Genomic DNA, 12858 nt, shown 5'->3' with positions numbered 1-12858 from the left:
CGATTCCTCAAACTGATTATTCTTGTTTCTGATCCACTTGTTTCAACATCGACAGTACCTGTTCGGTGATTTTGACCGAAGCATCCACTTCAAGATAGCTCCAGCTCGATCGCCAGGTTTCATAGCCTTGCAGGATGTGTTGTTCCGGTGTCGGCAGATAACCGTTATAGCCGTTGGCCAGGGCAATCACAAAGGTTGGTTTGAGCGGACTTTTCTGTTTGATTTCCAGGCCGATCTCTGCAAACACTTCGCAGGGAATCGCGACGATGCCCAATTCGCCGATCCGCAAGGCCTGCAGTTTCAGATTAACGCTCCCGGGCCACTGATCGATATTCACTGTCTCCTGGGCATAGACTTCATTAGTTGTCAACTTCTCAGGATCTTTCGCAGCCGCCAATAACGCTTTCGCATATTTCACTTCTTCCGCATTCGGCTTCCGAATTCCCAGGTCCAGTGTGCGTTCTTCCATCGCGAGCGTTACGTCCCGGCGGTACTTGAGATCCTTGACCGCCCGATACGTCCGATCCGCGATTACTTTCGCGACGGCGGTGATGCGTTCAAACACGCCGGCCCGTGGACGCGGTTCTCTGAAATTGATGTTATTGATATCGCCACTGGAACCGTTGGACATAATGCCGACAAACGTCTCATCGCCCCCCAGTCGTTCCTTGATCTGACGGGCGAATTCACCGAAATAGTCAGCTGACACCTGGTTCGGTGGCAGTCCTCCTACATAATGCAGCGAGTAATTCGCCAGCAGTGCCAGCGGACGCCCGTCGGCGTGTTGTACCGACAGGATTGAAATATCCGGGTCGGTCGGCCCCGCCGGTTTGATCAACAAGTCACTGCCGCGGGGCGGATTCATCCGCACCTTATCGGTCGTCTTTCCGAACGGATTCGGCCTGATCCCCCCCTCTTTCACATACCAGCGACGATTATTCACCTCAGCCGGTTCCGGTACCACGGCCCAGGCAACCTGTGCAGGTGCCAGGCTTGAGTTGGCCTCTATGATCGCCTGCGCAATACGTTCCGTCAGAAACTGCACATATTCAGGACTCGGCTTGCATTGTGCCAGCGGCGTCACTGCTGGCGCGGTGTGCGTGTGTGTCGCGGAGGTCAGCATGTGGCTGGTGGGGATCCCGGTTTTCTGAGCGGCGATTGCTTTCGCAGCATCAAAGATCTCCCGCGAAATCAGACAGATATCACAGACTACAAACGCCACCCGCGTGTCACCATTCTTTAAGACCAGTGCCCGGGCATGCAAGGTGTCATGCGCCCCTGTCGCCTGCCGATCCTGAAAACTGCCCACCATCGAAACCGGATACTTCGGCGGGTTGATATTCACTTTCGCCGCTCCCGCCTGGAGCAGATCATCCGCCGCTGCAGATACGGTTAGCGAGCAGGTCAGCAGCAGAGTGAAACACAAAATCAGTCGATACATCAGAGACTCCCTTAAGAAGATCGTTTATTTTTCCGGTTGTGGCGTCGCGGACTGGGTGACATCCTTTTTCCAGACCTCGAAAGCTGTCCGCAGGCTGTTAACACGCTCTGGCTGCTGCTCAGCCAGGTTCTTTGATTCCGAAAGGTCTTCACTGAGGTTGAACAGTTCCACCGGCGATTTCCGATCCTGATTCAGAACCAGCTTCCAGGGCCCCTGTCGTACCGCCGAACGGCCGTGGTAGTCCCAGTAAATTTTCCGTGAAGGCAATGTCTCTTGTACGGTTAATAACCCCGCCAGACTCACGCCGTCCAGTTGATGCCCCTGGGGAACGCGGGCTCGGGTCAGTTCCAGAATCGTAGGCATAACATCGATACTGATTGTGGTCTGCTCACAGACCGTTCCCGGGGAAATCTTGCCCGGCCAGCAGGCAATCGCCGGCACGCGGTGTCCCCCCTCCCACACACTACCTTTAAAACCGCGCAGCGCCCCGTTGGAACCTTTGTTATTCGCCCCGTTATCCGACAGAAAGAAGATCAGGGTATTGTCAGTCAGATCCAGTTCCTTGAGAACGGCGACTACTTTACCGATGCCCTTATCCATTTCGGTATTCATTTCTCGATAGGCATTCGCGATATCCTCGCGCTTGGCCGATTTAATTTCGCCGCCCCCCTCTCTCCGCATCGCCGGGTCATGCGGTCCCTGATAGGGATAGTGCACCGCTTCATGGGCGATATAGACAAAGAAAGGCTGCTGATGCTGCTCGCGGATGAACTTGATAGCATGCTCGGTAATCAGATGCGTCGAATACCCCTGCTCTTCCCGGTTGAGCTCGGCACCATGCCACCAGTCAAACACGCCGGTCTGATCGAGATGGGCAACGTAATCCACATTACCGCTGACGTAGCCCACAAACTGCTGAAAGCCGCGAAAGGTTGGGTTGTACTGCCGCTGATAACCCAGGTGCCATTTGCCGAACATGGCTGTCCGGTATCCGGCATCCAGCAGGCACTGCCCCAGGGTGACTTCATGCTTCTGCAGACCATGGTGGCGATTCTTTTTGGGGTCGGCATACACCACGCCATCAATGCCGGACCGCTGCTGATAGCGTCCCGTCAACAGTCCTGCGCGTGTCGGGCTGCAGACCGCACCGCTGGAATGAAAATCGGTAAACTTCATCCCGCGTGCTGCCAGCTGGTCCAGATGGGGTGTCTGACAATTCTTACTGCCATAGCAACTCAAGTCGCCATACCCCAGATCATCGGCCATGATCAGCACGATATTGGGCCGCTGCGATGTTTCCTCAGCGATTGCCAGCGCAGGAATGAGTAACGTGATTAGCATCAGCAATGATTTCAGCAAGAGCGCACCTCTCATTCAGTCAAAGCGAGTTTGAAATCAGTAAAGCCGCTTTACTGCTACTGAAAGCGATCAACGCGAGAGAAGATCGACAGCAACTACGCAGACTTGACCATCGCTTTATTAGACTGGAGTGAGTGACTGAAATCAATCTCACATCGCGCTACCGCACGTCTCAGGCAAAGAGTTCATGCATAATCCGACCGTGGGGTACCAGCATCGTCGGTCGGCCGGTGTTGGTGTAATACTCTTTCAGTGGATCGATGCCCAGTGCGTTATAGATCGTGGCGGCAATGTCATCTGGTGAGATCTCGGTCTGGTCATCCGGTGCATCGCCGGCTTTGGTCGTCCCGCCGATCATCTGTCCCGGCTGCACTCCCCCGCCGGTCATCAGGCACCAGTTCACACGGGGATAGTGATCGCGGCCCGCGTTCTCATTGATCTTTGGCGTTCGCCCGAATTCGCCCATGATCACCACGAGCGTTCGCTCCCAGAGCCCCTTCTGCTTGAGCATTTCCAGTCCCGCGGTCATCCCCGCATCCAACGGCGGTATCAGGCGTCGATGCCCGGCAAAGTTTTCGGTATGCGTGTCCCAGCCCTGGTAGGTCACAGTCACAAAAGGCACGCCATATTCGATCAGACGACAACCCAGAAAGACAGACTGGCTGAATTCATCGGCACCAAACATCTGGCGTAATCTGGGGGATTCCTGCTCGACATCAAAGGCGGACCGGGCTCGTTTGGAAGTAATCATGTGATAGGCCTGGGAACCAAACTGATCGAGTGCGTCCAGTAACTGGCTCTCGGTCTGTTCCCCTTTGAACCGGCGGTCCAGCTTGTTGAGCAGTTCCTGCCGCTGATTGACTTTTTCCAGCGTCAGACCTTCCGGCAGCGAAATCCCCCGCACCTGGAAGGGCTTTCCCGGTTGAGGTACCGTGTTCGTCTTAAAAGGCGCAAAGGCATCTCCCATGTAGCCGGCGTTCCACTCCGTTTTGGGAATCGCAACATAGCCGGGCAGATCGGGGCGGCTGGGAATCTCTTTGGTAATCACTGATCCCAGCGAAGGATAGATCAGCGCAGGCACAGGTCGATTTCCGGTCGAAATCCAAGACTGTCCCTGGGGATGTGCACCCGCGGAATGAGAAATCCCACGCAGCAGAGTGAACTGATCGGCCACCTTTGCGTATTTCGGCAAATACTCACACACCTGATGCCCCGGCATACAAGTCTGGATGGATTTGAACTCCCCCTGCGTTTCTACAGGCGCTTCGGGCTTCATGTCCAGCGTATCGAGATGCGAAACCCCACCCGCCAGATTCAGAAACAGAACCGCATCTGCCGACGATTTCTTCCGGGCGGGAGCCTCTGCCTGGGCGGCTGACAATTTCAGGAACCCGGGCAATGACAGACCCAGTCCTCCCAGGAACCCCGCCTGCAAGACATCACGTCGCTTGATCTGTTTCTGCTGTTTCATAATTCCATCCTCATGCGCTCTGTCGATCGCATATTATCCCAATCCGCAGGGACTAATGATTCGTAATGAATTCCTGCGTGTTGAGTAACGCCCACATCAGGTCCTGAAGTCCTTCCTGAATCGTTTTCGTCGTCTGAAGATACTCCAGGCTGTCGTGCAGTTCTGACTCTTCCGGCAGACGGGAAAGCGTCCGCAGGTAGGCTTCCCGTACCACTTCTTTCCGAGCCGCAGCATCCAATGTCTGTTGTTTTATTTCTGCCAGCCAACCATCCGAGCGGGTCAGTTGACTCAGCATCTCGGCATCATTCCGCACATAGAGCGACTGTAACAGCGTCGGCTCATCCTGGCGTTCACAGTCACAGTTGGTGGTCCGCAGAGGTTTGCCGAAAACCAGCAAAGAAAAATCAATCGAACGTGCCTGGAACGAAAGCGGGTGTTGAGTAATCTTACGTCCGTCCATTTTGCTGACGTGCTGCAGTAACTTCTTGTCTCCCGCCGTTGCCTGTTGAATCGCATCGATGGCCACTTCCGCCGGCAGTCTTCGCAGCACAGCATGACTGAAATTGCGGGTATCTTTCCGATTACTCTCATTCGGTCGCCAGCTGAGCTGATACGTCCGACTGTTAGCAATCGTCCGATGCAGCCACTTCATATCGTAACCGCTCTCAATGAAACCCTGCACCAGATAGTCCAGCAGTGCCTTGTTACTGGGAGGATTCGCCTGATTCAGATCATCCGGCGGATTGATAATTCCCACGTTGAAGTAATGCGCCCAGATCCGGTTCACGAATGCTTTCGCAAAATAATGATTGGGCTCATTCAGCATCCACGCCATCAGCACTTCACGCGGATCCTGAATCTGACTGATGTTGATCTCTTCTCCCCCCAGCAGTTTGGCAAGCTGCTGATCCCCCTGCGCGGGTTCAATGTAAACTTCCCGCCACGGAATCGACCGTCCCTCGGCCGCAATCCGCAGATAACTCTGTCTGCGCAGAGCTGCGGTATTGAGCTTCACCGGCACGCCCAGCATGTTCCGCGTCTCTTCATGCAGGACGCGGGCATCGGGGGGCACACCGAATTTGATGCGCGTGAAAAACTCGGTAAACAGCTTGAAATCCTGCTGCGACCACTCGTCGAAGGGATGCTTGTGGCACTGGGCACAATCCAGCCGCATACCCAGAAACGTATAACCAAAGGCAAGCGTCTTATCCGAAGGCACCGTCATGTTCGAACGCGCCCAGTAGTGGGGCATCGAATTATCCAGGGCTGTGAAGTCGGCCCGGTCTTTCACACTGGTGAACTCACTCTGTTGTGCCATGAACTCTTCAAAAGTCTGGCCCGGCAGTCGACTCGTACCCAAAATGATTCCCGAGACAATTTTATCCCAGCCGACATTATCTTCCACCCGACGCCGGATCCAGGCATTCCACTGGCCGGCCACCGGCTGTGCCATTTCGGTCCCGCCCAGGTAGCCCGCGTTACTGCCGGTCAGGTCAGACAGCTTCAAACTCCACCAGGCCACGTAACCGGGTCGCGCGAGCAGTTCTTCGATCTTCTGACTGCGTTTCTCGGTAGATGGATCTTTGAGAAATTTTCGAATCTCGTCTGGAGTCGGAAGCGTGCCCGTCATATCCAGGCTGACGCGTCTGAGAAATTCTTCGTCGGTACACAACCCGGAAGGCTGGATTCCCAGCTTCTGCAGTTTGTTAAGCACATGCCGGTCCACAACGGTCGGCGTGGTGACCTCGGGATATTCGCCCGGCTGATATTCTCGCACCGGCTGCAGGACCTGCGTGGAAAAGATTCCGTTATCGTAATACGAAATGACATACGTATCGCCGGGAGCTTTCGCCTGAATCACACCTTCCGGAGTGACTTCCGCGACACTGTCGTCTTTGGATTCAAAGCGGGTCAGGCAGGTCACATCTTCACGCGTCCCATCTGACCAGACGGCGATGGCTTTCAACGTCGCCGTCTCCCCCTTTTTCTTAAAGACGATCTGTCGGGGCGTCACGTCCAGCCGCACAAAACGGGGTCCCTCCGGTGAAACCGACGCGGCTCCCGCAGCAATCCAGTCGTGCAGCAGCTGTTGTTCCCAGCCGCCAGGCGGCAAGCGCAGCCCCCCTTCATGCTCATCTTCCGAGGTCGGCTTGTTCAATACCAGGCTTTGCTTCGGGTGCTGTTTATCGATCCGCTCCAGCAGATTGTCATGGTCCAGCTTGAAGTCATAGCCGAACATCGACAGTTGAAATCCGCCGCGCCCCTGAAACGAGCCGTGACAGTTGCGACTGTTGCAACCCAGTCGCCCCAGCAACGGGATCACATGCTTTTGGAAATCGGGAACCAGCTTTTCCCCCGCTATAATCCGTTCTTGAATCGGAGACAGCAGTGGGTGATCTGTGGATGGATCCTGCTGTTTCTGCTCCGTCAAAGCAGCCAGTGTCTCCGGGGCAGTTGTATCTTCAGTGAACAGGGCTGTCTTCGAAAGTTGAGTTTTCAGTTCTGACAGAGCCTCCGAGGTCAGCCCCGTGTGATAGACTTCCAGGCCTTTCAGATGTGAAAGTTTTGAAAGTGCACCGGGCGCTTCAGGACCGAGTGTGCAACGATTGAGACAGAGGTATTCCAGCGCGGGCAGCTTCAATTCTGCCAGCTGTGTGCCCCTGACCTTCGTTCGCGCGAGGTAGAGCGTCTTCAACTGCGGAAATGCATTGAGCGCAGACAACCCCGCATCGCTGACCTGGGTTCCCGAAAGCAGCAGGACTTCCAGATGCTGCAGTCCTTTCAGAGAAACCAGTCCCTGGTCGGAAATCTGCGTATTGCGCAGTGACAGCACCTTGAGCTGCGTCAGTTGTGAGAGCTGTTTCAGTCCCGCATCGGTGAGCTTTGTATTGTCGAGGTAAAGTCGCTCCAGACGGTTCAACTTACGGAGATGCTGCAACCCTGCATCCGTGATCTTCGATTCTGAAAGCAACAAGGTATCCAGGTTGGTCAGGTCCTGGAGATGAGGCAGTACTTCATCCCCCAGGTGGGGGCAGACCAGGGCCAGATAATCCAGCTGATGAAACTGTTCGAGGTGAGCCAGCTTTTCGGCGGTGACGTGCGGCTTGCTGAACCGTACCAGGCGGACCGTGCCATCTTTGTTCTGCTGGAGATTCGTAAAAATCCCACGCAGTTCCCTGATGGCGAGCTCCTCGGGCGTCTGCGCCACAACGGGAGCGTCTGTTTCCGCTGCAACCACCTGCAACGGAAGCATCGGCAATAACAGCCACAAGGATCTGATCGGACGTGGAACGCGCATACTTCACCTCATCACACAAGTCGGGTAAGGTGTTCTGTGAGCCGCTTACATAAGCACAATCTAATACGTCGTGTCCCTGTTAGCAATGTTAAATAATTGCCCGCCCGGTAAAAACGGAGATCAGAGCCTAAACATGGCTATTGGGCCGTCCAGCCGCCATCGATGGTCCAGCAGGCGCCGGTGATGGATTTGGCCTGCTCCGAACAGAGATAGCTCACCATCGACGCCACCTCTGCAGGCTCAATCATACGGCCCGTCGCAGAGGCTTTAAGGAAGACCTGACTTTCGACCTCTTCAATGCTGATCCCCAGGGTCTCCGCCTGGGCCGCGATCTGCTGTTCGACCAGAGGCGTTCGCACATAGGCGGGACAAATCACATTGGCAGTGATCTGAAACGGTCCCCCTTCCAGGGCTGTCGTTTTCGTCAATCCCACCAGTCCATGCTTCGCAGCGATGTAGCCCGCTTTATTGAGCGAGGCCACCTGCGAATGAATCGAGCCCATGTTGATGATGCGCCCCCACTGTCGCTGTTTCATTCCAGGCAGGACATACTTTGTCAGCAGAAAAGGCGCTGTCAGCATCACCTGCAGCATCTTCTCCCAGACCGCTTCCGGAAAATCCTCCAGGGGCGAAACATGCTGAAAGCCCGCATTGTTGACCAGGATATCCACGCCACCCCACTCCCGGGTCACCCGCTCCACCAGCGTCTTGCACTGCGTCTGATCCGAGAGATCCGTGGGAACAAACAGCTTCCGCTGTCCTGCCGCGGACAGCTCTACGAGATATTCAGGCTCGTGCAGATCGGCGATCACCACATCACAGCCTTCATGGAACAGCGTCCGGGCAATTTCCGCCCCGATGCCGCTGGCAGCGCCGGTAATCAAAGCAACTTTGGCTTGTGTCATGGTTTATTCCTCTTTCAGAATCTGCTGAATCCGCGCCAGCTTCTCATCGCGCCAGGCAGCCCGCTCGGCTCGCCCCTGTTGTTCCAGGTACTTCTGCGTGCCCGCCACCGCTTTCTCTTTGGCTGACTCGGGAATCCGGGTCCAGGTCTGCATGTCTTCCCAGTATGCTTCGAACGAAGCCCCGATGGTATCGAAGAACTTCTGGTAACCGCCCTCGCCGCCCCCCAGTTCATAAATCAGGTGCTGTCCCATCAGCGCCCAGCGCAGACCCGGCCCCTGGCAGAGGGCGGCATCAATGTCTTCCACACTGGCCACCCCTTCATCCAGTAATGCCAGCGACTCACGCCAGATCGCCGCCGCCAGTCGGTTGGCGATGTGACCCGGGACCTCTTTATTGAGGATCACGGGATACTTGCCCAGTTGCTGGAAGAAGTCGCGTACCCGTTCGACGGTTTCTGGCGCTGTCTGTTCGCCGGGCACCAGTTCCACCAGTGGGATGAGGTGCGGCGGATTGAAGGGATGCGCAATCAACGCGCGTCCGGGGTACTGCAGCACCGACTGCATCCGCGTCATCAACAGTCCCGAAGAACTGCTGGCCAGAATGGCGGTCTCGGGAGCAGACTGTTCGAACTGCCGATAGACGTCGGCCTTGATCTCGTAATCTTCAATCACCGATTCCTGAACGTATTCCACATCAGTTAACAACTCCTGCATGGAGTCAACCAGTTGCAGATTCTGGAGACCGACGGCTTTCGCTTCCTCGCTGAGCAGTTCCAGTTTGACCAGCCGCTGGAGATTGTTCTCCGCTACGCCGAGGGCCTGCTGTTTCACTTCCTCGTTCACATCATAGATCCGGACTTTCAGCCCCTGAGCCGCGAAAAAAGAGGCCCAGCTCGCCCCGATCAAACCTGCTCCCAGAATCCCAATTTCCTGCATGCTGTAACGCCCTCTTTCTTAGATAGTCACTTCAAGCGGACTCTAATAACATGGCGATTCCCATGCCGCCCCCAATGCAGAGTGAGGCAATGCCGCGGGCCGCCTGCTGTTTCCGCATCTCATGCAGCAGTGTTACTGCCACGCGGGCTCCGCTGGCCCCCAGGGGATGTCCCAAGGCAATCGCCCCGCCGTTGACGTTCACACGGGCTTCATCCCAGCCCAGTTTCTTGCCGACCGCCAGGGCCTGTGCGGCAAAGGCTTCATTCACTTCCAGCAGATCGATGTCCGCGAGTTTCAACCCCGCGTCCTGCAACAGATCTTCAATCGCATTGGCCGGCCCCATCCCCATAAACTGTGGATCCAGTCCCACATTCGAAAAGCTGCGAATCCAGGCCAGCGGTTGCAGCTTCTGTTCTTCGACAAACGCTTCCTCCGCGATCAGCAGCGTCGCAGCACCGTCGTTGATCCCCGAGGAATTCGCAGCGGTCACGGTCCCCCCCTCTTTTTTGAAGGACGGACGCAGGCACGAGATCGTTTCCAGGTTCGTCTCTTTCCGCGGGTGTTCGTCGACGGAAACCAGCTGCGGTTCCCCTTTGCGCTGTGGCACCGAGACGCCCACGATTTCCTCGTCAAACTTTCCCGCTTCCAAAGCGGCCTGGTAACGTTGCTGGCTCTGCACCGCAAAGCGGTCCTGGTCTTCCCTTGTCACCTCGTATTTCTCTGCCAGGTTCTCGGCAGTAATGCCCATGTGACAATCATAAAAGGCGTCCCACAAGGCATCGTGGATCATGGAATCGACGAGTTGTTGATCGCCCATCCTGAATCCGCTGCGAGCCCCTTTTAACAGATAGGGAGTGTTGCTCATGCTCTCCATCCCACCCGCCAGAACGACACGCGACTTGCCACACAGAATGGACTGCATTCCCAGAGCGACCGACTTCAGACCGGATCCGCAGACCATGTTCACGGTCGTCGCCGGGACATGATAAGGAATGCCCGCGTGCACGGCCGCCTGTCGCGCCGGGTTCATACCACAGCCGGCGGTGAAGACCTGCCCCAGGATGACTTCATCCACCTGCAGTGCGGTCAGGTGACTCCGCTTGAGTGTCTCCTTGATGGCTGCCGTGCCCAACTGGACTGCCGACAGATTCTGAAAGGCACCGTTGAAGGCACCAATGGGTGTGCGGACGGCTCCCAGAACGGCGACCCGCTGTGCTCCCTGCTGACTCATGTTTCTGAACCTTGAAATAAATCACGTAATTTCCGCCGCATCACTTTGTTGGATGCCGTGCGGGGCAACTGTTCGATCTCACGCACCGCCTGTATTTTAAACAGCGGATTGAGCTGACTGCGAATGATCTGCTGCATGCTGGACTGCAGTGCCTCTGCCTCGAAGTTCGTTTCCGGCTGCATGACCACATAAATCACCAGCAGACTCGGACCGCCGCCCGCCGGGGGCACCGCAATTGCAGCCACTTCCCGCACGCCCTCCGCCTGGGTGAGCAGCTCCTCAATCTGCACGGAGCTGACTTTGATTCCCCCCAGGTTCATCGCATCGTCAATCCGTCCCTGCGCCCGGAAATAACCGTCGGGTAACGCTTCGATCTGATCGCCGTGTCGACGCAAGAGTTCCCCCTCCGGTCCTGGCGGGATGTCCGCAAAGTAGACCTCGTGGTGATCGCGGTTGATCAGGCGGGTCGACAAGCCAATCACGGGAGGCACGAAGAAGACTTCCCCGTTTTCGGTCAGGTGACCTGATTCATCCAGCAGCAGCCAGTCGAAGCCGACCGCCGGACAGGCAAACAGACCGGGCACTCCCGGCTTCAATACTGTCCCCGTAATGTAACCGCCGCCGGTCTCGGTTCCGCCACAGTATTCAATCACGGGACGATAACCGGCCCGCGACATCAGCCAGAGCATGTCGTCCGGATTCGAACACTCCCCGGTCGAACTGAAAACCTTGATCTGCGTCCAGTCCAGCCCGGCGACACTATCCTGGCTCCGCCAGGCAGAGACGATACTGGGGACCAGGCCCAGCATGGTCACACGGGCGTTCTGTACGAACTCACAAAACCCACGACTGGTCGGCACCGCATCGCTCAATGCAAGGGTCGCATCGTTGATCAGCGTGGCATACACCAGCCAGGGGCCCATCATCCAGCCCAGATTGGTCGGCCAGCAGACGACATCGCCAGCCTGAATATCATGATGCAGAAACCCATCGCCGGCAGATTTGATAGGCGTGGTCTGATCCCAGGGAATCCCTTTGGGATTGCCCGTCGTTCCGGAAGAAAAGAGAATTGTGGTCTCATCGTGCGGGTTACGGGGTTCGCAAGTCAGTTCCCGGTTCTCTGAAAGAAACTCCGACCAGGGCCGGTCCCCTTCCCGGAGCGGCACCTGTAGCGTCTCCTGTTCGGGTAGCACGATCGCGGGGAGCCGTTGTTCCGCCCCCAGCTTGGTAAAGAGGGGTAACTGCCTGCTGCCGCGGGAGATGACATCCTGGATGAAGATGAGTTCCGGTTCGGTAATCTTCAACCTCACCTGCATCTCCTCGGCGGAGAAACTGTCGGCAATGGTCACCACCACACAACCGGCGGCGATGATTCCCAGAAAAATTGCCACCGATTCCACTGTCATCGGCATCATGACGGCGATCCGGGTTCCGGGTTCGTAACCCGCTGCCCGCAGTCCATTGGCCACCTGCGCGGTCAGCTGTTTCAATTCGGTATAGCTGAGTTGCTGCAGTTCCGAACTTCCTTTCTGGAAGCAGACGGCTGTCTCGTCGGATTTATTGCGAAAACAACTCTCGACGATATTCAAACGTGCCCCGGTCAACCACTGGACCTGCTCGATGCCTGCCTCGACGTTCATAATCTCACGCGGGGGCTCCTGAAACCGGATCCGCAGGGAATCGATCAGCTTCTGCGTAAAAAGGCTTCGATCGTGCACCGACCAGGAGTGCAGATCTTCCATACTGTGCAGATTCAACTCGTTCAGCCAGCCGGCCAGATTAGATGACGCCAGCTCCCGCTCCCCCGGAAACCAGGCCGGGGCAGGCGTACCACTTTCGAGCTGACTCTGATAGACGCTCTGATACAACAGCTGATGGACGGCGAACGGGAGTTCGGGAGTGAGGAAATCTGTGACCAGCGTCTGCCAGAGTTCATTTTCGTGCTGTGAAGGTAAGGCCTGCAGTCTCTGTTGCAGCTGAACCGCTGTTTCAGGCGAGAGACCACAGTTTTCGAGCGCTGCCGCTGTGATGTCCATGAGTGATTCCCAGTTCAATTGTGCATCCCGTAAGCGACATGGTCCATGTACTCACGGTGAGGTTCTCTTTAAGACTCTACCCGTTCCGCCGGCAATTCGCCAGTTCAGGCCGCTGCTTCGTAAACGCAACAACAAAAAAGAGTTGGGAACAAATATGTTTTTTGATTTATCTTTATTAACA

Annotated in this window: 8 protein-coding genes; all 8 read right to left on the bottom strand. The window is 56.2% G+C overall.

Annotated elements, in window-relative coordinates; genetic code table 11:
• Window positions 1-16: 16 nt before the first annotated feature.
• Window positions 17-1441: a neutral/alkaline non-lysosomal ceramidase N-terminal domain-containing protein gene (locus RID21_RS10645; RefSeq protein ID WP_350188744.1), complete on the bottom strand. Its 1425-nt coding sequence runs from the start codon at window positions 1439-1441 to the stop codon at window positions 17-19.
• Between the two features lie 24 nt (window positions 1442-1465).
• Window positions 1466-2782: a sulfatase-like hydrolase/transferase gene (locus RID21_RS10640; protein ID WP_350188742.1), complete on the bottom strand. Its 1317-nt coding sequence runs from the start codon at window positions 2780-2782 to the stop codon at window positions 1466-1468.
• 190 nt (window positions 2783-2972) lie between these two features.
• Complete coding sequence (locus RID21_RS10635) at window positions 2973-4271, bottom strand: DUF1501 domain-containing protein (RefSeq protein WP_350188740.1); 1299 nt, start codon at window positions 4269-4271, stop codon at window positions 2973-2975.
• A gap of 52 nt (window positions 4272-4323) precedes the next feature.
• A complete protein-coding gene (locus RID21_RS10630; RefSeq protein WP_350188738.1) occupies window positions 4324-7569 on the bottom strand; it encodes a DUF1549 domain-containing protein in 3246 nt (1081 codons plus the stop codon).
• Window positions 7570-7706: 137 nt separating this feature from the next.
• Window positions 7707-8474: a 3-hydroxybutyrate dehydrogenase gene (locus RID21_RS10625; protein ID WP_350188736.1), complete on the bottom strand. Its 768-nt coding sequence runs from the start codon at window positions 8472-8474 to the stop codon at window positions 7707-7709.
• Between the two features lie 3 nt (window positions 8475-8477).
• The gene (locus tag RID21_RS10620) at window positions 8478-9410 is read right to left on the bottom strand and encodes a 3-hydroxyacyl-CoA dehydrogenase family protein (RefSeq protein WP_350188734.1); all 933 of its coding nucleotides are present in this window, start codon (window positions 9408-9410) and stop codon (window positions 8478-8480) included.
• A gap of 31 nt (window positions 9411-9441) precedes the next feature.
• Window positions 9442-10641, bottom strand: coding sequence for an acetyl-CoA C-acetyltransferase (locus tag RID21_RS10615; RefSeq protein WP_350188732.1), 1200 nt, complete (start codon window positions 10639-10641; stop codon window positions 9442-9444).
• Window positions 10638-12677 (bottom strand): AMP-binding protein, encoded by a 2040-nt coding sequence (locus RID21_RS10610; protein ID WP_350188730.1) that lies wholly within the window; start codon window positions 12675-12677, stop codon window positions 10638-10640. The genes RID21_RS10615 and RID21_RS10610 overlap by 4 nt, the downstream gene beginning before the upstream one ends.
• Window positions 12678-12858 lie beyond the last annotated feature (181 nt).

The organism is Gimesia sp. (genome assembly GCF_040219335.1).
Classification (GTDB): Bacteria; Planctomycetota; Planctomycetia; order Planctomycetales; family Planctomycetaceae; genus Gimesia.
The sequence above is the reverse complement of the archived record's forward strand: the minus strand, read 5'-3'. Positions and strand labels throughout refer to the sequence as shown.